This window comes from Nocardia otitidiscaviarum NBRC 14405, assembly GCF_000308635.1.
In the GTDB taxonomy this organism is placed as follows: domain Bacteria; phylum Actinomycetota; class Actinomycetes; order Mycobacteriales; family Mycobacteriaceae; genus Nocardia; species Nocardia otitidiscaviarum.
Genome location: NZ_BAGD01000023.1, coordinates 1 through 26,668 on the forward strand (window position 1 = coordinate 1; position 26,668 = coordinate 26,668).

The following is a 26,668-nucleotide window of genomic DNA, read 5'->3' on the forward strand; positions in this document are numbered from 1 at the left end:
GGCGGATACCGAGGGGGTGAACCCGCTGCACCTGACCCTGTGGATGGCGGTGGTCCCGCCGCTGCCGATGTTCGCGCTCTCGGCGCTGACCGAGGGCCCCACCACGGGCTGGCGGGATTTGGCCGAATCCTGCACCGCGACCGGCTGGCCCGCCCTGGCGGCCCTGGCCTACATCGTCCTGCTCGGCACCATCGCGGGCTCGGGCCTGTGGACCCTGCTCATGAGCCGCTACCCGGCGGGCACCGTCGCCCCGCTGTCCCTGCTGGTGCCGGTGGTCGGCATCGCCGCCGCCTGGGCCTTCCTGCACGAAACCCCGACCGCCCTGTCCCTGCTGGGCGCGGCCGTCGTCATCATCGGAGCCTTCACCGCCACCTCCACCGGCCGCCCCGCACCCGCGCGGTTCGCACATTCGCTGGCTCTCGGAGAGAAGTCCCGCACCCCAACCGACCACAGGGCGGAATCCGCTGCCTAGGATCGGTCCCGGCTGGGAGGTAAGGGAATGGCAGGACAGCGCATGTCCGTGTCGCGGCGGTCGGTGCTGCGCGGCACGGTCGCGGCGGGCGCGGTGACCGCGGGGGCGGTGACGACCGGGCTGCGGTCCGCCCCCGCGCGGGCGGCGGCGGGCCGTCGGGTGGCGGTGCTGGGCGGCGGCGTGGCGGGAATGACCGCCGCGCACGAACTCGCCGAGCGCGGCTTCGAGGTCACCGTGTACGAGCGGCGGGCACTGGGCGGCAAGGCGCGCAGCATGCGGGTGCCGGGCAGCGGCCGGGGCGGTCGCCCCGATCTGTGGGGCGAGCACGGCTTCCGCTTCTTCCCCGGCTTCTACCACCACATTCCGGATACCATGCGGCGAATCCCGTTCGCGGGCAACGCCAATGGTGTGTGGGACAACCTGATCGCCGCACCCGAGGCGCGTTTCTCCCGTCGCGACAATGACGACGTGATCATGCCGCTGGGCAAGGCGGGCCGGGTCTGGGCGACACCGGAGGACTTCCGCGAGACGGTCAGCTCCGCCATCTCCACCACGGCGAAGATGCCCTATCAGGACGCCCTCTACTTCGCCAACCGGCTGCTGGTCTTCAACACCAGTTGCGACGCCCGCCGATATGGCCAGTGGGACAAGGTGTCCTGGCGCGACTACGTGGGCGCGCGCAACCGGTCGAGCGAATTCCGCATGCTCATGTCCCGCACCCTCACCACCCTGCTGGTGGCGGCACGGGACGATCTGGCCAGCACCCGCACCATCGGCAATATGGGCGAGCAGTTCCTCGGCAATCCGCTCGAGATCGGCAATGACGGTGCGCTGGACCGGATTCTGGACGGCCCCACCAATGAGGCGTGGATCGACCCGTGGGCGGCGCGGCTGCGTGAACTCGGCGTGCGCTTCGTCGCGGCGGAGGTGCGCGGACTCGAGGTGAGCGGCAACCGCATCGGCTCGGCCCGAGTGGTGACCGCCGCCGGCGCGGCCGAAACGGTGGCGGCCGACCACTTCGTGTGCGCCCTGCCCGTGGAGGCGGCGCGCACCCTGCTCACTCCCGAAATCCTGGCGCTGCGACCGGAATTGGCGGGCATGCACCAGCTGATGGTGGACTGGATGACCGGCCTGCAGTTCTTCCTGCGCCGACCGACCGCCATCGCGCGCGGCCACGTGGCCTACGTGGACTCCCCGTGGTCGTTGACCTCCATCTCCCAGGATCAGTTCTGGCCGCGCGTGCGACTGTCCGAGCACGGGGACGGCACCGTCGTCGACTGCCTGTCGGTGGACATCTCCGACTGGAACACCCCCGGACCGCTCTACGGCAAGACGGCCAAGGAGTGCACCCACGACGAGATCGTCCGCGAGGTGTGGGCGCAGCTGAAGGCCCACCTCAACGACCGCTCCGAACTGCTGCGCGACGAGGATCTGCACTCCTGGTTCCTCGACACCGGCATCACCTGGAATGCCGCCACCCGCCGCAACGAGAACGCCGACCCGCTGCTGATCAATACGGCCGGCTCGTGGGCGCTCCGCCCGGAGTGCCACGGTGCCATCGAAAATCTGTATCTGGCAGGCGATTACGTGCGGACGAACGTGGATCTCGCCACCATGGAGGGAGCGTCGGAGTCGGCGCGCACGGCGGTGAACGCCATCCTGGACGTCACGGGTGCCACCGCCCCGCGCTGTCGCCTGTTCACCCTGTACCGGGCGGCGGAGCTGGAGCCCTTCCGGCAGTTGGATGTCGCGCGCTACGCCAGCGGCCAGCCGAACCTCTTCGACGGCCCGGTCTGATTGTTCACAAACCCCTGGTGCCGCAGCCGGATCGAGGCGTTCAATCGAATCCATGAGCGAGATCACCGACCCCGAGGAACTGCGAGAACTGTTGGGCGCGGTGAATCCTCGCGCCGCCGCCAAGGAGCGCGTCCAACTGCACCCGCGCGACCGCGAGTGGATCGCGGCGTCCCCGTTCGTGGTGCTGGCGACCAGCGACGCCGCGGGCAATTGCGACGCCTCCCCGAAGGGTGACCCCGCCGGATTCGTTCGGGTCCTCGACGATCGGACCATCGCGATTCCGGAGCGTCCCGGCAACCGTCGCGCCGACGGCTACCTCAATATCCTGGACAACCCGCACATCGGCGTACTGTTCGTGATCCCCGGCCGCACCGAAACCCTGCGCGTCAACGGCCGCGCCCGCCTGGTCCGCGACGCCCCGTACTTCGACGACATGATCGTGCGCGGCCACCGCCCCATCCTCGCCGTGGAGGTCGACATCGACCAGATCTTCTTCCACTGCGGCAAGGCGTTCCTGCGCTCCAACCTCTGGCACCCCGACCGCTGGCCCGCCGACACCCTCCCCACCCAAGCCCACCTGGTCAAAGAACTACAACCAGACACCCCCCAATCCCTCGAGGAACTGACCCACTACTACTCCGAACCCAACTACGCCCAGTCCCTCTACAAGTCCTGACCCGCCGAGGGGGAACTGGTGGCGGGGGTCTCCCGCGCGATACCGCCACGGATTCCCCCTGACCGTTCGGTCTGTGCGAGAGGGATCACGCGGACCGCGTGTGGCGGGGTGCGGTGGCGGCAATAGACTCGCGGCGTGGCAGACATTTCGGTGCGCGGGCGGGTGGCGCTGCGGGCGGCGACCGCGGCCTCGTGGGCCTCGCAGAAGGCCGGGCGCGGTAAGGGGTCGATGATCGGCGGGCTGATCGCGCTGAAGATCGACCCGTCACTCATGACGCAGCTCGGCCGGGGACGGCGCACGGTGCTGGTGACCGGCACCAATGGCAAGTCCACCACCACCCGGATGACGGCGGCCGCGCTCGGTACCCTGGGCCGGGTCGCCACCCAGGCCGACGGCGCGAATATGGACGCCGGCATCGTGGCCGCGCTGACCGCGAATCGCACCGCGCCGCTGGCCGCGATCGAGGTGGACGAGCTGCATCTGCCCCATGTGTCCGATGCGCTGAATCCCTCGGCGGTGGTGCTGCTCAACCTCAGCCGCGACCAGCTGGACCGGGTCGGCGAGATCAATATGATCGAGCGCCGCCTGCGCGCGGGCATGGCCCGGCACCAGCACGCCGTGCTCATCGCCAACTGTGACGACGTGCTGGTCACCTCCATCGCCTACGACCACCCGAATGTGGTGTGGGTGGCGGCCGGCAGCGGCTGGCAGGTCGATGCCACCAGCTGCCCGCGCAGTGGCGAGCCCATTCTGTGGGAGGGCGACCACTGGTACAGCACCGGCACGGATTTCAAACGCCCGCAACCGGATTGGTGGGTGGACGAGCACACGCTGTACGGCCCGGACGGACTGGAGCTGCCGCTGAGCCTGGCGCTGCCCGGACGCGCCAACCGGGGTAATGCCGCGCAGGCGGTGGCGGCGGCCATCGCACTGGGGGCCGATCCGGCGCGGGCCGTCGCGGCGGCGGCGACCGTGAAGGAGATCGCGGGCCGCTACCGCACCGTTCAGGTCGGCGACCACGCGACCCGGCTGCTGCTGGCCAAGAACCCCGCCGGTTGGCAGGAGGCGCTGTCCATGATCGACCCCGCCGCCAAGGGTTTGGTGATCGCGGTCAACGGCCAGGTGCCCGACGGCGAGGACCTGTCCTGGCTGTGGGACGTGCGGTTCGAACACTTCGAGGGCACCCGGGTGGTGGCGGCGGGCGAGCGCGCCACCGACCTCGCGGTCCGCCTCACCTACGCCGGGGTACAGCACACCATCGTCGCGGACCCCGTGCGCGCCATCCGTTCCTGCCCCCCGGGCCAGGTGGAGGTGCTGGCCAACTACACGGCATTCCGCGACCTGAACCGCGATCTGGAGGAGAAGGCGGGGGTGCGCGCATGAGCGAGCGAAGCGATCGACCGGAAGACACGACCGAGCGGCCGAGGGATACCGCCGACCACGCCGGGCCCGCGGACACCGCTGGCTCGAGCGCTGCGGTGGCCCCGTCGGCGGGTACCGGTGAGTTTGCGGCCGCAGATGGTGCCGAGGTGGCGTCGTCGTCGGGCGTCGGTGAGCATGTGGTTGCCGCTGCCTCGTCGCAGGCGGCGGACATCACCGCGGAGCGGATCGCGGCCGCCGCCCGCGTGGAACAGGCTGCGGCGCAAGGGCAGCGGTCGAGTGAGTCCACGGTGCGCATCGGTCTGGTGCTGCCCGATGTCATGGGCACCTACGGTGACGGCGGCAATGCGGTGGTGCTGCGGCAGCGGTTGCGGATGCGCGGCTACGACGCCGAGATCGTCGAGATCTCGCTGAGCGAGCCGGTTCCCGACTCGCTCGACATCTACACCCTGGGCGGTGCGGAGGATTCCGCGCAGCGCCTGGCCACCCGCCACCTGCAGCGCTACCCTGGCCTACAGACCGCCGCCGGGCGCGGGGTGCCGGTGCTGGCCATCTGCGCGGCCATCCAGGTGCTCGGCCACTGGTACGAGACCTCCTCGGGCGAACGCGTGGACGGTGTCGGCCTCATCGACGTCACCACCTCCCCGCAGGCCGAGCGCGCCATCGGCGAGGTGGTCACCAACCCGATCCTCGCGGGTTTGAGCCAGCCCCTCACCGGCTTCGAGAACCACCGTGGCGGAACGAAACTCGGCGGCGCGGCCACCGGTCTGGCCCGCGTCACCCGCGGCGTCGGCAATGGCGTCGGCGACGGCCTGGAGGGCGTGGTGCAGGGCTCGGTCATCGGCACCTACATGCACGGTCCCGCCCTGGCCCGCAACCCGGAACTCGCCGACTACCTGCTCGCCAAGGCCCTCGGCGTCGACTCCCTCCCGCCTCTCGACCTCCCCGAGGTGGAGCAGCTGCGCCGCGAACGCCTGCGCGCCTGAGCGAACGCGCGGCCCGTGCGGGTCGGCCCGACTCCACATAGTGCTCGCGCGGATATTGCGAACGTGTTGAGGTGCGGGCGGCGGCCCGGTAGTGTCGCGCGCGGCCATTGGTTGATGAGGAGGTGGCCGGTTGCGGAGGCGCGCCGTCTTGAAGGCTGCCGGGGTGGCGGCTCTGCTGGCGGGCGTCGGGACGGGGGCCGCCACGCGCGGTGCCGGACCGGCGTCGGCGAATTTCCTGTGGCATGCGCTGTTCGAGGCATGGGTGCCGGAAATCTTTGCGCCGCTACCGGATCCGCCGGAGCACACCGAGGCCATCGTCATCGGCTCGGGGTTCGGCGCGTCGGTCACCGCCCTGCGGTTGGCCGAGGCCGGGGTGCGGAACACGGTGCTGGAGCGCGGATCACGGTGGCCCAACGACCCGTGGCGGGAGATCTTCACCGGTGACGATCTGCCGGACGGACGCGGGTTCTGGCATCGGAACACCTTCACCGGCGTGACCAAGGTGCCGATGTCGTTCGCAAGCTTCGGCGGTGTCCTCGATGTGACCGAGTACCCGGGTATCGACGTGTGGCGGGCCGCGGCGGTCGGCGGCGGCTCGGTGGTCTTCACCGGGGCCATGGTCGCGCCCGAGCGGCATCTGTTCGATGCCGTCTTCCGCGGCGTCGTGAACTACGACGAACTGGACCGCGTCTACTACCCGCGGGTGCGGCAGATGCTGCGGCTGAGCCCCATGCCCGCGGACGTGTACGGCTCCGCGCCGTTCACGCATTCACGCATCTGGGATCAGCAGGTGCGGGCGGCGGGCTACCAGCCCACGGCCAACGATTCCGCCTTCGACTGGAACATCATTCGCGGCGAGCTGGCGGGCACCACCCGCGCCTCCGCCATCGCCGCGCGCAGCAATCTCGGCAATTCCAACGGCGCGAAGTTCGACCTCAACCAGAACTACCTGCGCTACGCCGAGGCCACCGGCAATACCGGCATCTATCCCGGCCACCGGGTGGACGCCATCGCGCAGGACGGCGACCGGTACGCGGTCACGGTGACCAAGCTGGCCCCCACCGGGCAGGTGCTGTCCACCCGCACCCTCACCTGCGACCGCCTGTTCCTGGGCGCGGGTTCGGTGGGCACCTCCGAACTGCTGGTGCGCGCCCAGGCGACCGGTGCGCTGCCACACCTCAACGAGCACGTCGGCGACGGCTGGGGCACCAATGGCGACGCGGTGCTGGCGCGTGGCGCGAACGCCCTCACCGGGGTCGGCAACGGCGTCCCGAGCGCCAGCCGCATCCTGGACGAATCGGGTGTGCCGCTGACCCTGGAGAACTGGTACGTGCCGGGCATTCCGGTGGATACCGGGGCCATCGCGTCACTGGGGATGGTGCTGGACCCGACCCGCGCCCGTTTCGGCTACGACCGCGCCACCGACCGGGTCGGTCTGTCCTGGCCCGCACACGCCCAGGACCAGGTGCTGGCCGCCTGCCGTGCCGTCGACGACCGGATCGCCGAGCGCGGCCGCGCGATTGTGGACTACACGCCCATCGGCTACGACGCCCAGGCATTCTTCACCGCCCACCCGCTCGGCGGCGCGGTGCTGGGCCGCGCCACCGACGCCTACGGCCGCGTGCACGGCCACCCGGGCCTGTACGTGATGGACGGCGCGGCCCTGCCCGGCAGCACCGCCACGGCGAACCCGTCCCTGACGATCACCGCCGTCGCCGAACGCAATATCGAGGCCATCCTCCGCGCCGGACGGTAGCCGCCGGATCGCCCGGCCCGGTTCGGTTCCGCCCGCGGCACCGGCGCGGCAACTACTCTCGGCTTGGCTGTTTCGAGGTGGAAGGGGCCGTCGTGAGCCAGTTCAGCGGCGTGGAGGGTGAGTACCCGCGCAAACCGCCGGTGCTGTGGACAGATTTCGCCATGCTGGCACTGGCCGTCGTCTCGGTGGTGCTGGTCGGCTGGGTGACGTTCTTTCCGGTGGCGGACAACACCTATCGGACGATCGTGGTGGTGGACTGGATCATCTGCGGCGTCTTCGCGATCGAGTTCGTCTGGCGCTGGCGGCGCGAGGGCTGGCCGTGGTCGTTCCCGTTCGTCTACTGGTACGAGGTGCTGGGCATGATCCCGGTGACCAGCCCGTTCTTCCGCGGCTTCCGGCTGTTGCGGATCGTGGTGGTCGTGGTGCGCCTGGCGCGGGTGGCGGACCGGGCGTTCGGCGACCGGGTCACCGCCGCGGTGGTGAACCGCTCGGTCGGGACCATTGTCGAGACCATCAAGCGCCCGGTGACGGTGGCCGTCATGGACGAGGTCGCCCAGGTGCTGCGGACCGCCCATTTCACCCGCAATATCTCGGCGGCGCTGGAGGAGAATCGCGCCGAGCTGGATCAGATGATCCTGGAGACCATCCGCAAGGATCCGCAGTTGGGTCGCGTGCGCTATCTGCCCTTCCACGAGGAGATCATTCGCGGCATAGCCGACGCCAGCTTCCGCGTGGTGCTCGACGTGCTGGCCGACCCGCGCACCGACGAGCTGGTCGCCGATGTGTTGCGGGAGAATGTGGATCAGATGCGCGAAGCGGTGCGCGCGGGCGTGCGGGTGCCGGATTCGTTCGACCATCGGCCGCCGCCCGTCCCGGACCGCTCGGCCGTGCTCGAGCGCTGACCGGTCCGCCGACGGCTGCCTACCCCGCGTGGCCGTGTCGGATCTCGTCGCGGAACCGCGCGTGCCGCACCGTTTCCCAGACGATGAGCACGGCCAGCACGGCACACAGGATGCCGAGCGCCGCCAGGGCGGGCAGCGCGGCGGCGACGGGGATCAGCGCCAGCAGCGCCACCGCGGCCACCAGCCGCTGCGTGCTCACCTGACCCGTCGCGTACTGCTTGAAGCCCACGAGGGCGACCAGGTACAGCACCACGCCGCCGAACAGCCCGTACAGCGGAATGCCGTACAGCTTGTCCTCCAACGTGTGTCCGTCGGCCCCGCCCACGTAGTTCAGCACCTTCTTGAGGCCCACGGAGAGTCCGATGATGCCGACGATCATGGGGAAGTGCCAGTAGGTGTAGCAGGCTCGCGCGATCTTGATCCGCCGTGCCCCGTCGGCCCGGTGCATGGCCTGCTCGACCGTGAGTGCCGCGATATCGAAGTACGCCCACCACAGCAGCCCGGAGATGGCCAGTCCCAGCATGGATCCCAGCGCGATGGGCCAGGAGATGGGCAGCCCGGACACACCGATGCCGATGGACACGATGGATTCGCCGAGCGCCACGATGATGATGAGCCCGTGCCGTTCGGCGAAGTGCTTGACGGAGTTGAGTCGCCAGTCGGTGCCCGCGATCATCGTCCACAGCATGTCTCCGGCCACGGCGAGCATCCACAGCGCGATCTGCCAGGCGCCGTGCGTGAATGCCGCGAGTACCAGCAGTCCGCCGCCGATGGTCAGCGACCCCAGGCCCCAGCGCACCACCTGTCCGCGCAGTTGGGCGTCCTCGGAGCTGGCGACCATGAACACGACGATGTGCACCAGCCGCACCACCAGGTAGCCGATGGCGAACACCAGGGGTGCGTACCAGCCGCCCGGAAGGTCGTGGAATGCCTCGGGAATCGCGAGCGCCATGAGGAAGGTCGCCCCCATGGCCACGAATATGCCGAGGCGGGTCACGCCCTCGTCGGCTCGGACCACGTTCCCCAGCCAGGAGTACGCGACCCACAGCCACCACATGAGGGCCAGCACCACGAGTGCCCGCAACATGTTCACCGCGGTGGTCTCGTGGGCCGCGAGATCGGCGACCATGGTGAAGGCGAAGACCAGCACCAGGTCGAAGAACAGTTCCAGTTGAGTGACGGCGGAGCCCTCGGACACCGCTGTTGTCCGCGATCGGCGCGATTCGCTCATGAAGGACATCGTGGCAGGAATCGCCCGAAAGGCGTGGACCTCCGGCGGATTTCCGCCGCCGGCGTAATGGTCAGGCCAGTCCGGGTTCGAACGATCCGCCGTACAGCGGCCCGGCGTACCCGCGCGGCTCGTACGCGCCCTCGGGGTACGGTTCCGGCTCGGCCTCCGGCTCGATGCCCGCGTAATCCTCGATGTAGGCGATGAAGTTCTCCACCAGCGTCTCGCTCTCGCGATTGGCGGTGCGCTTGAGCAACATGCCGGGCACCGGAATCGGGAGGCGGATCTCGGAGTGGTACCAGACCTCGGTGCCGTCCTCGGTATCGGCGATCTCGAACCAGCCCTTGCCGCCCGCACCGGCGCTGGATTCGGTGACCTTCCACTCGATTCGATCCTGGGTGCAGGTGTATTCGACCACCTGCCGGTCGGGTCGGCCCATGAGATTGGCCGACACGTAGACCCGCTTGGGTCGCCCATAGCTGTCGCGAGTCGCGACACGCACATCCTGGTGGGAAGGCGACCAGTCGGGCAGTCGCTCGACCGTCAGCAGCGCCTCCATCACCTGTTCGGGATCGACGTCGACAACGAATCGGTGATCAGTCTTAGTACGCATTACAACCCTCCAGCTTCAGGGGCCGATTGTGACGAGCGTCGCTCTAGGAGTCAACCTACCGGTCCGATAGCTGGTACCGCCGGGAACTGGTACAGGATCGAATCCTGCTGTCCGGCAAGGGGATCGGGCTGGACCGAAGTATCTTCGAGAAACTTCGGAAGGGTGCGGTGAACCGCCCTCAGTCCGGGGCTTTCACTTCCCAGTCCGGGCCTGGGAACACCAGGCTCTCGTGGCCGTCGTCGAAGCGCACCACGTAGGGCGGCGCGCCGTCGTCGCCGCGCACCTCGACGATCTCGCCGGTGCGTTCCCGTAGCCCGACGGCATGGGTGTGGACAACAAGCTGGTCACCGACATTCGCTCGCATGATGTGCATTATCGGCCGTTCGTGATGCGCGTCACAAGGGGTCGGCGCCCGTCGAAAACCTGCTTGACACCACTTCGGGCGTAGTACTACATTCCTAATCACTACGAACGAAGTACAACAATCGAGGCGGTAAGAGTATGCGAAACCTGGTCTACTACGTGGGCGTCTCCCTGGACGGCTACATCGCCGGACCGGGCGGAGAGGTCGACTTCTACCCCCTCTCCGACGACATGACCGCGTGGATGACGGAGCAGTACCCGGAGTCGCTGCCCACCCACATCCGCGAACAGGTCGGACTGGCGGTGGACACGCCCAACCGGGAATGGGACACCGTGCTGATGGGCCGCGGCACCTACGACCCGGCCTACCTGCACGGCATTACGAACCCGTACGCCCATCTGAAGCAGTACGTCGTCTCGACGACGCTCGGCTCCGTGGACGAACCGAACGTGACCGTGGTCGACAGCGATCCGGTCGAACTCGTACGACGGTTGAAGCAGGAAGAGGGGAAGAAGATTTGGCTGTGCGGCGGCGGCACACTGGCGGGGCAGCTCATCGACGAGATCGACGAGCTGATCATCAAGAGCTATCCGGTGCTCGCGGGGACCGGCATCCCGGCGCTCACCGGCGCATTCACCCCGACCCGGTTCCGGCCCACGCGGCGGCGGGAATTCGACAACGGGGCGCAGGTCACCTGGTTCAGCCGGGCGTGACCCGTGGGGTCACGCCGGGTCGGCAAGGAAGGAGAGCCGTATCTTCCGGTTCGGGTTATCGACGTTGAGGTCCACGAACGCGATGGACTGCCAGGTGCCCAGCGTCATGACGCCGCCGAGCACCGGCACCGTGGCATAGGGCGGGATCAGCGCGGGCATGACGTGCGAGCGGCCGTGCCCGCGCGAGCCGTGGGCGTGCCGCCAGCGGTCGTCGGCGGGCAGCAGATCGCGCAGCGCGGCCAGCAGGTCGTCATCGCTGCCCGCGCCCAGTTCGATGATCGCGATACCGGCCGTGGCATGCGGTACGAAGACGTGCAGCAGCCCGTCGCCGCCGCCCGCCGCCTCGCGCAGGAACTCCTCGCACAGCCCGGTGATGTCGTGCACCACCTCGCTGTGCCCGGTCTTCACCTCGAGCACCGTGCTCTTCATCGTTCACCTCCCGAATTCGCTCCCCGCCATGGTCCCGCCGGGCAGCGCTCTCGCCAATAGAGGTTATGCATGAAACCGCGCCGCCCGTTCGCGACCGCGCCGGTGGCGGGTGGACACCGCCGCACCCGCGTCACCACCGAAGTCAATCTGTTCGTCATATTCGCGCGGCATTACATGGGTCACAGCCGGGAGGTGGGCGCAAAACCCCTGGACGCTCATCGGTAGGCTGGGTGCTCGATAGCAGCAGTTTGTCGATCTTGGAGGATTCCACCGTGGCTCTCGTCGTTCAGAAGTACGGAGGATCTTCGCTCGAATCGGCCGAGCGCATCCGTCGCGTCGCTGAGCGGATCGTCGAGACCAAGAAGCAGGGCCACGACGTGGTGGTCGTCTGCTCCGCCATGGGCGACACCACCGACGAGCTCCTCGATCTCGCCCAGCAGGTGGCCCCCGCGCCGCCCGCCCGCGAGATGGACATGCTCCTCACCGCCGGTGAGCGCATCTCCAACGCGCTGGTGGCCATGGCCATCCATTCACTCGGCGCCGAGGCCCGCTCCTTCACCGGCTCCCAGGCCGGTGTGGTCACCACCGGTGCGCACGGCAACGCGCGCATCATCGACGTGACGCCGGGTCGGCTCCGCGAGGCCCTCGACGAGGGTGTCATCGTGCTGGTGGCCGGATTCCAGGGTGTCTCCCAGGACAGCCGGGATGTGACCACGCTGGGTCGTGGCGGTTCCGACACCACCGCGGTCGCGCTGGCCGCCGCGCTCGAAGCCGATGTCTGCGAGATCTACACCGATGTGGACGGCGTGTTCACCTCGGACCCGCGCATCGTTCCCGATGCGCAGAAGCTCGAACAGGTCTCCTACGAGGAGATGCTGGAACTGGCCGCGACCGGGGCCAAGGTGCTCATGCTGCGGTGTGTGGAGTACGCGCGCCGCTACAACGTGCCCGTGCATGTGCGCTCGTCGTACACCGACAAGGTGGGCACCTACATTTACGGATCGATGGAGGACATCCCCTTGGAGAAAGCAATCCTCACTGGCGTCGCGCACGACCGCAGCGAGGCCAAGGTGACCGTCGTCGGCATTCCGGACGAGCCGGGTTACGCCGCCAAGGTGTTCCGCGCGGTCGCCGATGCCGAGATCAATATCGACATGGTGTTGCAGAACATCTCGAAGGTCGAGACCGGCAAGACCGACATCACCTTCACCCTGCCCAAGAGCGAGGGTCCGCGCGCCGTGGAGCTGCTGACCAAGCGGCAGGGCGAGATCAACTTCTCCCAGGTGGTGTACGACGACCACATCGGCAAGGTGTCCCTGGTCGGTGCGGGCATGAAGTCGCACCCGGGCGTCACCGCCACCTTCTGTGAGGCGCTCGCGGACGCGGGCATCAATATCGACCTCATCTCGACCTCCGAGATCCGCATCTCCGTGCTGGTCAAGGACACCGATCTGGACGAGGCCGTGCAGGTGCTGCACCGCGCCTTCGATCTGGGCGGCGACGAGGTGGCGGTCGTGCACGCCGGAACGGGGCGCTGAGCACAATGGGTGTACGCGTAGGTGTCGTCGGCGCGACCGGGCAGGTCGGCGCCGTCATGCGGAAGCTGCTGGAAGAGCGCGATTTCCCGGCCGACGAGGTGCGTTTCTTCGCGTCGTCGCGGTCGGCGGGCAAGACGCTGCCGTGGCGCGGTAGGGAGATCGTGATCGAGGACGCCGAGACGGCGGACCCGACCGGGCTGGACATCGCGCTGTTCTCGGCCGGTGCCACCATGTCCCGGGTGCAGGCCCCGCGCTTCGCGGCGGCCGGTGTCACGGTCATCGACAACTCCTCGGCCTGGCGCAAGGATCCCGAGGTGCCGCTGGTTGTCTCCGAGGTGAACCCGGAGCAGACCCGGAACCTGCCCAAGGGCATCATCGCCAACCCGAACTGCACCACCATGGCCGCCATGCCGGTGCTGAAGGTGCTGCACGACGAGGCCGGACTCCAGCGCCTCATCGTGTCCAGCTACCAGGCGGTGTCGGGCTCCGGCCTGGCCGGTGTGGAGGAGTTGGCCTCGCAGGTGCGCGCGGTCATCGACGACGCCGAGAAGCTGACCCACGACGGTTCCGCCGTGGAGTTCCCCGCGCCGAACAAGTACGTCGCGCCCATCGCCTTCGACGTGATCCCGCTGGCGGGTGCGCTGGTCGACGACGATTCCGGCGAGACCGACGAGGACCAGAAGCTGCGCAACGAGTCCCGCAAGATTCTGGGCCTGCCGGAGCTCGCGGTGAGCGGCACCTGTGTGCGTGTCCCGGTCTTCACCGGCCACTCGCTGTCCATCAATGCCGAGTTCGCGCAACCGCTCTCGGTCGAGCGCGCCACCAAGCTGCTGGAGAACGCCCCGGGCGTCAAGCTGGTGGACGTCCCCACCCCGCTGCAGGCGGCCGGTATAGACGAATCCCTGGTCGGTCGCATCCGCCAGGATCCGGGTGTCCCCGACGGCCGCGGTCTGGCCCTGTTCATCTCGGGTGACAACCTGCGCAAGGGCGCGGCGCTCAACACGATTCAGATCGCCGAGGTGCTGCTCGAGAACCGCTGACGCGGCGACTCACCGCACGCGGACGATCGCCCCCGATCCCGTTGGGATCGGGGGCGATCTCGTCTCTCACTCCGTCGCCAGTGGGCCGTGCCGGTCCAGGTGCAGGTAGGTGTAGACGGTGGTGATCAGGCAGACGATGGTCGCCAGCAACAGCAGCCCGAGGCCGTCGGTGATCATGTTCATGAGTCCGCCGATGAGCCCGCCGAGCAGGAATGACGACCAGATCAGGAAGTGGCCCAGCCAGGCGGCGGCGGTGGCCGCGCCCGCGAGGTGGCGTTCGAGCCCCTGCCCCATCTTCACCAGGGCTCCGGTGAAGTAGGTGATCGGCACCGACACCTCCCCGTTCTTCACGAACGAGGTGTTCAGCGCCCCGGTGCCGAAGGCCACGAACAGGATCGGCACCAACTCGATGTCCGGAGCTCCGGCGGGTGTCTCCGTGAAGAAGTCGATGACCGTGGCGACGGCGAGGCTCGCCGTGGTGAGCAGCGTCGGCCCGTGCGGATGCTGGGTCCAGAAGTGTCGCCGACACCAGGACGCCACGAATACTCCGGCCACGAAGCTGACGATGAGCAGGATGGCGGCCAGGGCCATGGAGCTGCGCCCGTCGAACCAGTTCACGATGGCGCGCTCGGAGTTGCCGGTCATGAAGGTGACGAAGTAGCCCTCGGTGTGCAGGAGTGCCGCCGCGCCGATGACACCGGCCATGGCGGCGAGCACCCAGGACAGCCGTGCTTCAGCGTCGAACATGCCCGCGTAGGGGCTGCTTTCCGTTTCCGGCACAGGTAGAGCTCCTTCCGGGAGGATGTGAGCGCTACCAGTCTTACCGACGCATCCTGAGAATCAGCTGTCGCCAGGCTGTATTGCTAGCCAGTTGCTATCAATCGATCCACGATTTGCTGCACATGGGGAATCGGAGAATTCAGTCATCTGGACGATGCTCGATGCGCCGGAGAGTTTCCTTTCGTGGTGCGCGCGGAGAGGATTCCCTCGCGCTCCAGGCGGGCGGTGATGTTCTGTACCGTCGGTCCCTCGCCGAAGCTGGAATATCTGGTTGCCGTCACCGCGCAGGCCGCGAACCACATTGCGGCACCACCGATTCCGACTCCGAGTAGGAAGAACCACAGTTCGCCGGGCATGGTCACCTCTTGACGTCCGTATCGTTCGTGTCGATCGACAGCTCCCACCCATGACGGTAAACACAGAAAAATTGCGGTGCAATAAGAAAAATCCATGTTCCATACTGTGCGCCGTAAGCTCGCCCGGTCTGCAATCCTTGTCGGCAGATCCGATCGGAAGGAGTGAGCATGGATTCGTTACGAAGGCGCTGCGGGATCTGCCGGGCGCACACATCGATCCTCTGGCGGTGATCGCCGGCAAAGCCCATCAGGTAGAAGGAGTTTGACCCGGTGGCCGAAAGTACCCTTGGGGCACGGGTAGCGGAGTTGCGCCGGCGTAGAGGGCTATCGCAGAAGGAGCTTGGCGCCGCCATCAGGCGGTCGGAAAGCTGGGTGTCGCAGGTAGAGCGGGATGTACTGCCGGTCGAGAGACTGTCGGTACTGCAACGGCTCGCCGATGTTCTCGGAGTCGCGGTCCGAGATCTGCGGCCGGAAGCGGCCGAACCGATGTCGACCGACCGTGCGGGCGGCGAACGCGTGGGTTCAGCGGTCTTCGAGCAGTTGCGACTCATGCTCACCGGCCATCCGGCGCTGGATCGGCTGTTCGACGACGAGACCGGTCGCGAGCCGGTCGAGGTGCCGCAGCTGGCCGAACGCGTCGATCTGGCTTGGCAGCTGGCACACGAGTCACGGCTCGTCGAAGTGGGCAGCAGCCTGCTGGAGCTCATTCCGGATCTGGAACAGGCGGCACGCGTCGCGGCGACGCGGCGGGAGGTGCTGGGCCTGCTGTCGCGCGCCTATCAGGCGGCGGCAACGGCATTCACCCGGCAGGAGGAGGTCGACGCCGCGTGGGTGGCGGCCGATCGAGCGCTGGCCGCGGCCGAACGCTCCGGCGACGCGCTCGGCGTGGTGGCCGGAACCTACCGCATGGCACAGGCATTCCTGCGGCTACAACGGTTCGAACAAGCCGAACAGGCCGCGCGGACCTGCGTGGCGGCACTGGAACCACTGGTGGACGACGATCGGCGGAGCACGCCGGAAGTCCTGTCGCTCTACGGATCTCTCCAGCTCATGCTGGCGGTGATCGCGGCGACGGAGGGCAACCGCGCACAGTCGCGGGCCGGGCTCGCCGCCGCACGCGGTGCCGCCCTGCGCATCGGAGACGACCGCAACGACTTCGACACCGAATTCGGGCCGACCAGTGTGGCCGTGCACGCGGTGGCGGTGGCCGTCGAACTCGGTGACGCCGGTGAGGCCCTCGATATCGCGCGGGCCGTGAACGCTTCCACGCTCACCCCGGAACGACAGGCGCGCTTCCTGGTGGATGTGGCGCGGGCGCACGCGCAGCGGCGGCAGGCGCATCAGGCGCTGGAAGCCCTGCTGACGGCCGAACGGCTGACGCCGGAGCTCGTACACACCCATCATCGGGCTCGGGAGGTGATGCGCGATCTGCTGCAGTTCGCGGGTCGCCGCCCGTCGGAGGAATTGCGGGAGTTGGCCGGGCGCGCCGCGGTGACACCCTAGTTGCCGGCTCCTAGTTACCGGCTCGGATGCCAGGAGTGCGTGGGTCGGGGCCGAGGCATGCCACGATCAGGCACCCCGGCGGTGCGTCGGCGAACGGCGGCGCGAGCGGAATGTCCAAGCAGGACAGCACATTGCAGCCCGGATAGGCGGCCGGTCCGAGACCGAGGACGGCGAGCGCGATATCGCCGTCGAAGTACCGGCGCGGGTCCAAGCGCAGGGGCGGCTCGACGTAGCGGCCCGGGTCGGGTATCGGGCTGTCCCGGAATGCCCGCAGCAGCCGTCGGAAGAATTCGTGCGGCACTTCCATGCCGTATTGCAGAATCCCGGTGACCCCACGGTCGGTATGGGTGCCGAAGACGCCGGTCCACACCACCATGAGATCCAGGCTGGGCACGATGTACACATGCTGTAGTCCGAGTCCGGACATGGAATACACGTCATCCGGGAGGAATTCCGGATTCTCCGCGCAACCCGGACCGAGCCAGAACAGATAGCCGTAACAGGAACTGGTCGCCGACGGTGTGATCGCCTGTCGCAGGTACGCTTCCGACACGATGCGCCGCCCGCCCCAGTCGCCGCCCGCGGCCACCAGCATGCCGATGCGGGCCAGATCGTTCGGCGGAATCATGAGATGCGCGTATCCGTAGGTGTTTCCGGAACGGTCGCGCGCCCAGTAATAGTCGGTCGGCGGAATGCCGAGCGGATCGAAGAATTCCCGCTGGGCGAAGCGCTGCAATGGTTCGCCGACCGCCCGTTCGATCACATAGGCCAGCAGGTCGACATTGCGCTGGCTGTAGACGAACCGGGTGCCCGGCTCGTAGTCGAACGGGACGCCGAGCGCCTGCACCGCGCTGTTGGGGTCGATCGGGATGACGCCGCTGAACCCCTCGGTGATGACGCCGATGCGCAGCCCGGAGGATTCGGTGAGCAGGTGCTCCACCGTGAGCGAGCGGTGCTTCGCGCTGCCGAGTCCGGGCGGCAGGTAGCGGTCGATGGGCGCACCGATATCGAGTCTGCCCCGATCCCAGGCGATTCCGGCGAGCAGTGCGACCACGCTCTTGGTGATGCTCCAGACGTTCCAGGGGGTGTTGCCGGTCTGTGCGTTGGTGGGGCCCTCGCCGATCAGGCAGTTGTGCCGGAAGACCTGTACGTTGAGCCGATTGCGGGTGGCGGCGAAGGCGAGGGCGTCGGCGAGCAGGGCGGAGTCCAGGCCGGTGGATTCCGGTCGGGCGCGCTCGAATTCGCGTCCCGACGGCGTGGCGCACGTGGTGCTCGCCCGCGGGCCGGGGTCGGCTTCCGCCCGCACGGTGCCGCCGACCAGCGATCCCGCCGTCAGTAGGAGTGCCGTGACCGTTGCGAGCCCCCTGCGCACCATGTGCACAGGCTATCTGTCAAGGCCCCTGGGCAGCGGTAGAAATACCGGTCACCGCCGGGCGAATCGGCGAATCGCGTACACCCCCGCGCCCGCCGCCAGCACGGCCGCGCCGGTGAGCACCGAACTCGTCGGCAGCGACAGCCCGACCACCGCGCAGCCGATCGCGCCCACCACCGGAACCGCCCGGGGCGGACGGTTTTCCGCGGCCGTGAGGGTGGCGGCCGAGACATTGGCGATCAGGTAGTAGACCAGGACCGCGAACGAGGAGAACCCGATGGCGGCCCGGATGTCGAAGCTCACCGCCACCACCGCCACCACCGCGCCGACGGCCAGCTCGGCCCGGTGCGGCACCCCGTAGCGCGGATGCACCGCCGCCAGCACCCCCGGCAACTGCCGGTCGCGGGCCATGGCCAGGGTGGTCCGGGAGACGCCGAGCACCAGCGCGAGCAGCGAACCGGCCGCCGCGACCACCGCGCCCACCCGCACCACCGGGGCGAGCGCCGGCACGCCCGCCGCGTCGACGGCGCGCGCCAGCGGATCGGCGTAGGCCGCCAGTCCTTTCGACCCGAGCACCAGCAGCACCGCCATCGCGACGAGCGCGTACACCGCGAGTGCCAACCCGAGCGCGATGCCGATGGCGCGCGGAATGGTTCGCCGCGGATCCCGCACCTCCTCACCGAGGGTGGCGATGCGCGCGTATCCCGCGAAGGCGAAGAACAGCAGACCCGCGGCCTCGAGCACGCCGCGCACCCCGATCTCGCCGTCGGCTCGGGCCGCTCCGCCGTGCTCGCCGAACAGGCACACCGCGACCACGGTGGCCAGCACCACCAGTACCGCCGCCACGATGAGCCGGGTCGCCAGCGCCGACTTCCGCACGCCCACATAGTTGATCGCGGTGATCACGGCCACGGCCGCCACGGCCACCACCCGCGCGTGCTCCGGCCACGCGTAGGCGCCGACCGTCAGTGCCATGGCCGCACAGGACGCCGTCTTGCCGACCACGAATCCCCACCCGGCCAGATACCCCCAGAACGGTCCCAACCGCTCCCGGCCGTACACATACGTACCGCCCGACACCGGATACAGCGCCGCCAGCCGCGCCGACGACGTGGCGTTGCAGTACGCGACCACCCCCGCCACCCCGAGTGCGAGCAGCAGCCACGACCCCGCCGCCGCGGCCGCCGGGGCGAGCGCCGCGAAGATCCCCGCCCCCACCATCGATCCGAGCCCGATCACCACCGAATCGCTCAACCCGAGCCGCCGATGCAGTGCATCGTCCTGAGTCGCCATGCCCACATCGTCGCCGCCCCGGCCCCTACGCGCGACCCGACCCGCACGGCACCGGGTCCTCGGAAGAGGGTCCCTCGGAAAGAGCGAAGCGCCGCCAGTCGGGGGGATTCCTGGCGGCGCGGCTCTCGCAGCATGACTGCGAAGGGTGTCGACGTCCCACAAGCGCCTCTCGGCGAGTGGTCGCTCGAAGCGACGAAGGGTGCGGCCCGGGGCTGTCCGGACGCCGACAGTGGTTTACAACCGCGGGGGTGCGGGATGTATTCCGGGGCCGGGGATGTGATTCGCGCGACCCCGGCGGGGCCTTGCCGACCGCTCGGCGTGTCGGCGTATCTAGGCTGAGGCAACGTCTACCTGCGTAGATCATTTTTCTGGAGTGATTCCAGAAAATTTTCTTGACTTATTCCAGATTAGAGGGAGACTGGGTTCATGCACACCGGGTACGACGCGCGGGAGCGATTGCGCGAAGTCGGCCTGCGGGTTACCGCCCCGCGGGTCGCGGTGTTGGACGCGGTGGTCGCGGCGCCGCATTCGGATGCGGACTCCGTGGCCGCCACGGTGCGGGAACGGCTCGGGTCGGTGTCCACGCAGGCTGTGTACGACGTGCTCAGGGCCTGTGTGGGAGCCGGGCTGCTGCGGCGGATCGAACCGGCGGGTTCATCGGCGCTGTACGAGGCCCGCACCGGGGACAACCACCACCATCTGGTGTGCAGGAGTTGCGGCACGGTCGTGGATGTCGACTGTGCCGCGGGCGCGGCCCCCTGTTTGGAACCAGCCCGGACCCACGGCTTCTCGATCGATGAGGCCGAGGTCGTCTTCTGGGGGCTGTGCCCGGCCTGTCGTCCGTAAGATGCCTCGCAGCCCGAGGCAGTACAGCCGAGGAGACGTCGAATGACCAAGCCGACCACCACCAATACCGGTATCCCGGTCGTCAGCGACAACGAATCGCTCACCGCCGGCACGCAGGGCCCGATCCTGCTGCACGACCACTATCTGATCGAGAAGCTGGCCCAGTTCAACCGCGAGCGGGTGCCGGAGCGGATCGTGCATGCCAAGGGCGCGGGCGCGTTCGGTGAACTGGTGGTCACCGGTGATGTCAGCCGATACACCAAGGCCAAGCTGTTCCAGCCGGGTGCGCGCACCGAGTCGCTGGTGCGGTTCTCCACCGTCGCCGGTGAGCAGGGCAGCCCCGACACCTGGCGCGATCCGCGTGGTTTCGCGGTGAAGTTCTACACCGAGGACGGCAACTACGACATCGTCGGCAACAACACGCCGATATTCTTCATCAAGGATCCGATCAAGTTCCCCGACTTCATCCGCTCGCAGAAGCGCCTGCCGGGCAGCGGACTGCGCGACCACAACATGCAGTGGGACTTCTGGACCCTGCGCCCCGAGACCGCGCACCAGGTGACCTGGCTGATGGGCGACCGCGGCATTCCGAAGACCTACCGCCACATGGACGGTTTCGGTTCGCACACCTACCAGTGGGTCAACGCCCAGGGTGAGCGTTTCTGGGTGAAGTACCACTTCAAAACCGACCAGGGCATCGAATTCCTGACCCAGGCCGAGGCCGACCGCATCGCGGGGGAGGACGCCGACTTCCACCGCCGCGACCTGTGGGAAGCCATCGAGCGCGGCGAGTTCCCGAGCTGGACGGTGAAGGTCCAGGTCATGCCGGTCGACGAGGCCGAGGGCTACCGCTTCAACCCGTTCGACCTGACCAAGGTGTGGTCGCAAAAGGACTACCCGCTCATCGAGGTCGGCAAGTGGACGCTCAACCGCAATCCGGGCAACTTCCACGTCGAGATCGAGCAGTCCGCCTTCGAACCGTCGAATGTCGTTCCGGGCATCGGCTTCTCGCCGGACAAGATGCTGCTGGGCCGCGTCTTCGCCTACGCCGACGCGCACCGCTACCGCATCGGCGCCAACTACGCGCAGCTGCCGCCCAACCGGGCCAAGGCCGCCGAGGTGAACTCCTACTCCAAGGAGGGCCCGATGCGCTACGACTACAACCCGGCGGATGTGCCGGTGTACGCGCCGAATTCGTTCGGCGGCCCGCACGCCGATCCGGAGCGGGCCGGTGACGAGGGCCTGTGGAACTTCGATCCGACCATGGTGCGCGCGGGTTACATCCAGCACGCCGAGGACGGCGACTTCACGCAGGCGGGCACGCTGGTCCGCGAGGTGCTCGACGACGCCGCGCGAGATCGCCTGGTGGCCAATGTGGTCGGGCACGTGCTGGGCGGTGTGCGGGAGCCGGTGCTGAGCCGGGTGTTCGAGTACTGGAAGAACGTGGACAGCGATCTCGGCAAGCGCATCGAGGAGGGCGTGCGCGCCGGGCTCAACGGCCACTGAGTGAAATTCGCGCTGCCTCCGACTCTTTCGGTCGGGGGCAGTCGTGTGTCGGCTGCGTGGCCCCCGGTCACCGTGCGCGGCGTGCCTCGAGTCCGTCGATGAGCAGTTCGAGTTCGGTGTCGAAGAATTCGTCGCGGCTGCGCGCCGAATCCAGCTCGCGGTGTCGGGCGTAGCTGCGGTGCAGGCGCGGGTACGGTTCGCTCATTCGCTGCGAAGCGGTCATGATCTGCTCCATCCACTCCTGTTCGCCGAGGCCGCTGCGGTTGACCGTGGTGATCATGGCGGTCTCGGTGGTGGTGGCCCCGATCAGATACGCGAAGATGGCGTTGGTGGCGCGGTCGGAGGTGGTCGCGTCGAATCCGGCCACCTCGAGAATGCCGAGCATGCCGTCGGTCATCCGCATCACATTCGGGCCGAGGTAGACCAGCCCGGCGGTGCTCAGCACGGCGGGCATCCACACGTGCCGCAGCATGGTGGCGCGCATGCTCCGGCCGAACTCCATCAGGTCGGTGCGCCAGTTCTCCGCCACCAGCCGCTCGGGTAGGCGTATCTCGCCGAATACCTCGTCCACGACGAGTTCGAGCAGTTCCTCCTTGTTCGCCACATGGGTGTAGAGCGAGGTGGCCCCGGCATTGAGCCGGGTGCCGAGTTTGCGCATGCTGAGCGCCTCCAGGCCCTCGCTGTCCAGCAGTGCGATGGCCTCCGCGACGATCTGTTCCCTGTTCAGTGCCGGGGTGTCGCGCCGCGTGCGCTGGGGACGCGTCCATACCGTCGCAAACTGCTCAGCCTTCGCTGTCATGGCCTCTCCTCTTCTGTCCGCGGCCAGCATAACCGCTGTTAGAACGCTGTTCGATGCACCGAACAATGTTCTCGCTTGCGAACACTGTTCGGGTGGCCGTACAGTGTTCGAAGATGCCGAACAGTGTACGGCAAACTGGATCGAAGAGGGATTCGACATGAGTGATATCGCGGGCGCGGCGGTGAGCACCGAAGCGCCACAACGTAATCCGAAGCGCTGGTGGATTCTGGTGGTGCTCTGCCTGAGTTCCCTGGTGTTGGTGATCGACAATATGGTGCTGAACGTCGCCATCCCGCAGATCTCCACCGAACTCGGCGCGACGTCCCAGGACATCCAGTGGATCATCGACGCCTACATCCTGGTGTTCGCCGGACTGCTGCTCACCTCGGGCAGCCTCTCGGACCGGTTCGGCCGGCGGCTCGTCATGGTGGTGGGCCTGGTGGTCTTCGGCGTGGCCTCGATGCTGGCCGCCTATGCCGACACCCCGCAGCTGCTGATCGCGGGCCGGGTGCTGATGGGCGTCGGCGGTGCGCTCATCATGCCGAGCACGCTGTCCATCCTGATCACGGTGTTCGACGAGCAGGAGCGGCCCAAGGCCATCGCGTCCTGGAGTGCCGTGGCCATGATCGGCATGGTCGGCGGTCCGATCGTGGGCGGTGTGCTGCTGGAGCACTTCTGGTGGGGCTCGGTCTTCGTGCTGAACGTGCCGATCGCGATCGTCGCCATCGCCGCGGCCCTGCTGCTCATGCCGGAGTCGAAGGGGCCGTGGACCAAGCCGGACCTGTCGGGCATGGTGCTGTCGATAGTCGGCACCACCGCGCTGGTGTGGACGATCATCGAATGGCCGACCGCGGGAATCGACGGCACCTGGGGCGCACTGCTGATCGCGGTGGCCGGTCTGGCGGCGTTCGTGGTCCGGGAACTGCGGGCGGAGCACCCGATGGTGCCGTTGCAGCTGTTCCGCAACCGGGTGTTCACCGGCTCCAGCTTCTCGCTGGTGCTCGTCACCTTCGCCAATGGCGGCCTGCTGCTGGTGCTCACCCAGTACCTGCAGTTCGTGCTGGACTACTCGCCGATGCGCACCGCGCTCGCCTTCACCCCGTTCGCCCTGACGGCGCTGGTGTTCAACGGCATCGGCGCGGGCCTGGTGCAGAAGGCCGGGGTGCGCCCGGTGATGTTGGTCGGAATGGCGGTGCTGGCGGGCGGTTTCGTCATGCTGTCGCTGCTCACCACCGATTCCGGATTCTGGAAGCCCGCCCTGGCCATGAGCTTGGTCGGCGCGGGTGCCGGTCTGGCCATGCCCGCCGCCATCGGCGCGCTGATGAGTGCGATCCCGCCGGAACGGGCCGGTGTCGGCTCTGCGCTCAACGACACCATCCAGCAGACCGGCGGCGCGCTGGGCGTGGCGGTGCTGGGCGCGGTGCTGGCCGGCACCTACACCGAGGAGATGCCCGCCACGGCCCCGGCCGCCGCCCGCGAAAGCATCGCCCCGGCCCTGACCAGCGGCGACGGCATGCTGATCACGGCCGCCAAGGACGCCTTCACCACTGCCATGTCGGCCACCTTCCTGGGCGGCGCGGCCAGCGTCCTGGCCGCGACGGTCATCGCCTTCTTCCTGATGCGGGGTGCGAAAGCGCCTGGGGGAGAGGGAGTACCGGTCGAACAGGATGCGCCGGGCGGCGGAGACGACGATCTGGTGACCTCCGGGTAGCGCCGAACGCCAACCGAATACGCTTGCGCCCCGGCGGCTTCGCCGGGGCGGAGCGCTGTCATCGACCCTCTCGTTCTCCGCCGACCAGCCGCAGCACGCTGCGGCGCAGGGCCCGCTCCGCCGCGGGCTGGCCCATTCGCCCGGCCGTGACCTCTGCCCCGGCCGCGTGGCTCAGCGCGACAATGGCCGCGGCGAGCCATTCCGGCGTTGCGGCGCTGTCGAATTCGCCCTGCCGCTGACCGCGACGGAGCAGCGGCAGCAGGTGGTCGAGGACGGGATTGTGGAGTTCCCGGCTCTCCTCGGGTGCGGTGGGGGCGATGAGTTGCAGCGTCGGATGCGCCTCGAAGGCGCGCCAGCCGACATCGAGAATGCGCAACAGCGCGTCGACGGCGCTGCCGCTGTCGAGATCGGCGGCGGCCATGGCGGCGACCGTCGCGGCGGTGGTCCGTTCGACCACGGCCGTGAGCAGTTCCTCCCGCGAGGAGAAGTGCGCGTAGATGGTTTGGCGGGTGACGCCCGCCGCCGCGGCTACCGCGGCGAGTCCCGCATCGGGCCGCTCGGCGAGCAGCCGGGTGGCGGCGTCGAGAATCGCCGTGCGGCTGCGTTCCGCATCGGCGCGTCGGCGTGGTCCCGGACTCATGGAATTCTTACACCCTTGTCAAAGTTTCGACCGCGCTCTAACCTTTACAGCGTTGTCAGAATTCTATGGCAGGAGAGCCATGAACATCGACTCGCCATCCGATCCCGCGCAGTTCATCAGGGATTTCTTCACCTCCTTCACCGACGCGGCGATGAGCGACCGTGACCCGGCGGAGGTCGTCGACCGCTTCCACAGCCGGGATATCGTGCAGGTGGCCGACGGTCTGCGCATCGACCGCGACCGCCTGATCGCCCACCTGCGCCCCATACGAAAGACGCTGGCCGAGTATCGCTTCGACGTCCACGAGGCCATGGCCGATGGCGGCCGCATCGCCGCCCGCATGACGATCCACGCGCGACGGCGCAATGGTGACGAGATCACCACCGACGTGCACTTCTTCGGGGAGTTCACCCCGGACGGCCGCATGCGCCACGCCCACCAGCTCACCCGCACCGTCACCGCCGCTTGATCACCGGGAACCCCCATGCGTATCCATATCCTCCGTGCCGCATCCCTGCTCGCCACCGGGTTGCTCGCCGGTGCCTTCGGCTATGGACTGGCGAATATCGCGCCCACCTTCCATCGCGTCCCGCTGCAGCTGCGGCTCGAGTTCCACACCGAGCTCATGCGGGCCAACAGCATCAGCATGCAGCTCACCATGGCGACGGCGGCACTGAGCTGTACCGCTCTCGCCGTGGCGGCCCGGGGCCGAACCCGGGTGCTGGCCGGGGCGGCGGCGGTGCTGGTCGTGGCCTCCTTCGCCATTACCCGACTGGGCAACGTCCCCATCAATCACAAGATCAACGCGTGGGTGACCGACGGTGCCCCCGCTGATTACGCGGCGATCCTGTCGCGCTGGGACCTCTTCCACGGCCTGCGCACCGGTACGGCGATCGCGGCCTTCGTGTTGATGATCGTGCTCGCACTGTGGCAGCACCGGTCAGGGCAGCAGCTCCTCGATGCGGGTGGTGCAGAAGCCGGTGATGTCCGTGTCCGGGGGTAGTCGGACGCGGTCGGCCATGCGGAGCAGTGGAATCGAGAGCAGGACGGCGGCGAGGACCTCGTTGTAGCGGAGGTTTCGGACCGGCATGCCGGTGGCGGCTTCGTAGTGGGCGATGGTCTCCGCGCGGGTGGGGGTGCCGGGCAGGGGGGTGTGGCCCTCGAAGACGCTGCTGGCCCAGTCCAGGAACAGCAGCCAGGCCAGATCGTATTCGTGGTCGCCGAGGTGGGCGGTCTCCCAGTCGAGGACGCCGGTCACGCGATAGTCCTTGTCGTAGAGGATGTTCGACATGCGGGCGTCACCCCAGCACAGCACCACGTGCTCGGGGTCGTAGCGGTGGGCGCGCAGCCAGGCGATGGCGCGGCGGTAGGTGGCGGGTGGGTCGCCGGTGGCCCAGGCGAGGGCGGCTTCGAGGTAGTTGACGAGCTGGTCCACCGGTCCGGACCCGAATCGGGGCATGGCCAGGAAGTCCAGTCCCAGTGCCCGCCAGTCCAATCGGTGTATCGCCGCGATGGTGTCCACGCAGCCCCACCACATTCGCGTCCGGTTCTCCGGACTCGCGGCATAGTAGTTGCCCGCCACGTGATACGACGGATAGTCGCCGGGCGCTTCCCCGTCGAGACGGTCCATGACGAAATACGGGCTGCCCAGTGCGGTGTCCGAGCGGTCCAGCCACCGGACGGTGGCGACGGGCAGGTCGGTGTCGGCCAGGCGCTCCATGACGAGCACCTGGCGCAGCAGGTCGTAATCCGGGAACAGTGACAGCTCCGGTGGACGTCGGAAAACCAAGGGGACGCACCCGTTCTCGTCGACCACCTCGAACAGGTAGGTCTCGGTGGCGAATCCGCGCGGACTGGGTGCCCACTGGCGGATGCGTGCGGTCGCGCTCACCGGCAGGCGCTGTCGCAGAATGGGTTCCAGGGCGGCCGGTAGCCGCTCCCCGGGCAGGCGTGCGGTCGACACGGTTC

27 protein-coding genes are annotated in these 26,668 nt (G+C 68.4%); 16 read left to right on the forward strand and 11 right to left on the reverse strand.

The features are described 5' to 3' along the window. The 7 genes from ON31_RS02010 to ON31_RS02040 form a co-directional block, all read left to right on the forward strand. On the forward strand, window positions 1-472 hold a 472-nt coding region (locus ON31_RS02010; RefSeq protein WP_039808728.1), incomplete at its 5' end, for an EamA family transporter. Window positions 473-499: 27 nt separating this feature from the next. Beyond that, entirely contained in the window at window positions 500-2,269 is a 1,770-nt protein-coding gene (locus ON31_RS02015) for a hydroxysqualene dehydroxylase (protein WP_039808730.1), read from the forward strand. Between the two features lie 52 nt (window positions 2,270-2,321). Next, window positions 2,322-2,945, forward strand: a complete 624-nt coding sequence (locus ON31_RS02020) for a pyridoxamine 5'-phosphate oxidase family protein (RefSeq protein WP_029932823.1) — start codon at window positions 2,322-2,324, stop codon at window positions 2,943-2,945. A gap of 135 nt (window positions 2,946-3,080) precedes the next feature. Then, window positions 3,081-4,328 (forward strand): Mur ligase family protein, encoded by a 1,248-nt coding sequence (locus tag ON31_RS02025; RefSeq protein ID WP_039808732.1) that lies wholly within the window; start codon window positions 3,081-3,083, stop codon window positions 4,326-4,328. Window positions 4,329-4,570: 242 nt separating this feature from the next. Beyond that, window positions 4,571-5,311 carry a type 1 glutamine amidotransferase gene (locus ON31_RS02030; RefSeq protein WP_255221953.1) on the forward strand — a complete coding sequence of 247 codons (741 nt, stop codon included), beginning with the start codon at window positions 4,571-4,573 and terminating at the stop codon, window positions 5,309-5,311. 130 nt (window positions 5,312-5,441) lie between these two features. After that, complete coding sequence (locus tag ON31_RS02035; protein ID WP_039808734.1) at window positions 5,442-7,067, forward strand: GMC oxidoreductase; 1,626 nt, start codon at window positions 5,442-5,444, stop codon at window positions 7,065-7,067. A gap of 92 nt (window positions 7,068-7,159) precedes the next feature. Next, window positions 7,160-7,969, forward strand: coding sequence for an ion transporter (locus tag ON31_RS02040; RefSeq protein ID WP_255221951.1), 810 nt, complete (start codon window positions 7,160-7,162; stop codon window positions 7,967-7,969). A gap of 19 nt (window positions 7,970-7,988) precedes the next feature. Here ON31_RS02040 and ON31_RS02045 read toward each other — a convergent pair whose 3' ends face one another. The 3 genes from ON31_RS02045 to ON31_RS02055 all read right to left on the reverse strand — a co-directional run bounded on the left by ON31_RS02045 (window position 7,989) and on the right by ON31_RS02055 (window position 10,174). Further along, complete coding sequence (locus ON31_RS02045; protein WP_039808793.1) at window positions 7,989-9,200, reverse strand: low temperature requirement protein A; 1,212 nt, start codon at window positions 9,198-9,200, stop codon at window positions 7,989-7,991. A gap of 70 nt (window positions 9,201-9,270) precedes the next feature. Next, the gene (locus ON31_RS02050; RefSeq protein ID WP_081592163.1) at window positions 9,271-9,810 is read right to left on the reverse strand and encodes an SRPBCC family protein; all 540 of its coding nucleotides are present in this window, start codon (window positions 9,808-9,810) and stop codon (window positions 9,271-9,273) included. A gap of 178 nt (window positions 9,811-9,988) precedes the next feature. Next, a complete protein-coding gene (locus ON31_RS02055; protein WP_039808796.1) occupies window positions 9,989-10,174 on the reverse strand; it encodes a DUF1918 domain-containing protein in 186 nt (61 codons plus the stop codon). Window positions 10,175-10,311: 137 nt separating this feature from the next. Between ON31_RS02055 and ON31_RS02060 the strand changes: the two genes are divergently transcribed. Continuing rightward, entirely contained in the window at window positions 10,312-10,887 is a 576-nt protein-coding gene (locus ON31_RS02060) for a dihydrofolate reductase family protein (RefSeq protein WP_039808735.1), read from the forward strand. 9 nt (window positions 10,888-10,896) lie between these two features. Here the strand turns inward: ON31_RS02060 and ON31_RS02065 are convergent, their stop codons facing one another. Further along, on the reverse strand, window positions 10,897-11,316 hold the full coding sequence (locus ON31_RS02065) for a secondary thiamine-phosphate synthase enzyme YjbQ (RefSeq protein ID WP_029932814.1): 420 nt from the start codon (window positions 11,314-11,316) through the stop codon (window positions 10,897-10,899). A gap of 272 nt (window positions 11,317-11,588) precedes the next feature. Between ON31_RS02065 and ON31_RS02070 the strand changes: the two genes are divergently transcribed. Both ON31_RS02070 and ON31_RS02075 read left to right on the forward strand, forming a co-directional pair. Continuing rightward, window positions 11,589-12,854 (forward strand): aspartate kinase, encoded by a 1,266-nt coding sequence (locus ON31_RS02070; protein ID WP_029932813.1) that lies wholly within the window; start codon window positions 11,589-11,591, stop codon window positions 12,852-12,854. 5 nt (window positions 12,855-12,859) lie between these two features. Next, complete coding sequence (locus ON31_RS02075) at window positions 12,860-13,894, forward strand: aspartate-semialdehyde dehydrogenase (protein WP_039808737.1); 1,035 nt, start codon at window positions 12,860-12,862, stop codon at window positions 13,892-13,894. Between the two features lie 66 nt (window positions 13,895-13,960). On the opposite strand, the gene ON31_RS02080 is transcribed toward ON31_RS02075, so the two are convergent. Both ON31_RS02080 and ON31_RS02085 read right to left on the reverse strand, forming a co-directional pair. After that, entirely contained in the window at window positions 13,961-14,641 is a 681-nt protein-coding gene (locus tag ON31_RS02080; RefSeq protein WP_029932811.1) for a YoaK family protein, read from the reverse strand. A 176-nt stretch (window positions 14,642-14,817) separates the two neighbouring features. Then, window positions 14,818-15,126, reverse strand: a complete 309-nt coding sequence (locus ON31_RS02085; RefSeq protein ID WP_147287022.1) for a hypothetical protein — start codon at window positions 15,124-15,126, stop codon at window positions 14,818-14,820. Window positions 15,127-15,300: 174 nt separating this feature from the next. Here ON31_RS02085 and ON31_RS02090 point away from each other — a divergent pair, with 174 nt between their 5' ends. Next, the gene (locus ON31_RS02090; protein ID WP_029932809.1) at window positions 15,301-16,533 is read left to right on the forward strand and encodes a helix-turn-helix domain-containing protein; all 1,233 of its coding nucleotides are present in this window, start codon (window positions 15,301-15,303) and stop codon (window positions 16,531-16,533) included. Window positions 16,534-16,543: 10 nt separating this feature from the next. Here the strand turns inward: ON31_RS02090 and ON31_RS02095 are convergent, their stop codons facing one another. Then, a complete protein-coding gene (locus tag ON31_RS02095; protein ID WP_039808740.1) occupies window positions 16,544-17,908 on the reverse strand; it encodes a serine hydrolase domain-containing protein in 1,365 nt (454 codons plus the stop codon). 48 nt (window positions 17,909-17,956) lie between these two features. Next, window positions 17,957-19,198 carry an APC family permease gene (locus ON31_RS02100; protein WP_039808742.1) on the reverse strand — a complete coding sequence of 414 codons (1,242 nt, stop codon included), beginning with the start codon at window positions 19,196-19,198 and terminating at the stop codon, window positions 17,957-17,959. A gap of 426 nt (window positions 19,199-19,624) precedes the next feature. On the opposite strand from ON31_RS02100, the gene ON31_RS02105 reads away from it, so the two are divergent. Beyond that, a complete protein-coding gene (locus tag ON31_RS02105; protein WP_039808744.1) occupies window positions 19,625-20,044 on the forward strand; it encodes a Fur family transcriptional regulator in 420 nt (139 codons plus the stop codon). Between the two features lie 42 nt (window positions 20,045-20,086). Then, entirely contained in the window at window positions 20,087-21,550 is a 1,464-nt protein-coding gene (locus ON31_RS02110) for a catalase (RefSeq protein ID WP_039808746.1), read from the forward strand. A 67-nt stretch (window positions 21,551-21,617) separates the two neighbouring features. On the opposite strand, the gene ON31_RS02115 is transcribed toward ON31_RS02110, so the two are convergent. Then, on the reverse strand, window positions 21,618-22,349 hold the full coding sequence (locus ON31_RS02115) for a TetR/AcrR family transcriptional regulator C-terminal domain-containing protein (protein ID WP_039808748.1): 732 nt from the start codon (window positions 22,347-22,349) through the stop codon (window positions 21,618-21,620). A gap of 157 nt (window positions 22,350-22,506) precedes the next feature. Here ON31_RS02115 and ON31_RS02120 point away from each other — a divergent pair, with 157 nt between their 5' ends. After that, window positions 22,507-24,060 carry an MFS transporter gene (locus tag ON31_RS02120; protein ID WP_051036687.1) on the forward strand — a complete coding sequence of 518 codons (1,554 nt, stop codon included), beginning with the start codon at window positions 22,507-22,509 and terminating at the stop codon, window positions 24,058-24,060. 58 nt (window positions 24,061-24,118) lie between these two features. On the opposite strand, the gene ON31_RS02125 is transcribed toward ON31_RS02120, so the two are convergent. Further along, complete coding sequence (locus ON31_RS02125; protein WP_039808750.1) at window positions 24,119-24,700, reverse strand: TetR/AcrR family transcriptional regulator; 582 nt, start codon at window positions 24,698-24,700, stop codon at window positions 24,119-24,121. Window positions 24,701-24,779: 79 nt separating this feature from the next. On the opposite strand from ON31_RS02125, the gene ON31_RS02130 reads away from it, so the two are divergent. Together ON31_RS02130 and ON31_RS02135 are read left to right on the forward strand one after the other, a co-directional pair. Continuing rightward, window positions 24,780-25,169, forward strand: coding sequence for a nuclear transport factor 2 family protein (locus tag ON31_RS02130; protein WP_039808752.1), 390 nt, complete (start codon window positions 24,780-24,782; stop codon window positions 25,167-25,169). Window positions 25,170-25,184: 15 nt separating this feature from the next. After that, the gene (locus ON31_RS02135) at window positions 25,185-25,703 is read left to right on the forward strand and encodes an anthrone oxygenase family protein (RefSeq protein WP_051036689.1); all 519 of its coding nucleotides are present in this window, start codon (window positions 25,185-25,187) and stop codon (window positions 25,701-25,703) included. Here ON31_RS02135 and ON31_RS02140 read toward each other — a convergent pair. Continuing rightward, the gene (locus tag ON31_RS02140; protein WP_039808754.1) at window positions 25,641-26,663 is read right to left on the reverse strand and encodes a phosphotransferase family protein; all 1,023 of its coding nucleotides are present in this window, start codon (window positions 26,661-26,663) and stop codon (window positions 25,641-25,643) included. The genes ON31_RS02135 and ON31_RS02140 overlap by 63 nt on opposite strands. Window positions 26,664-26,668: the final 5 nt, after the last annotated feature.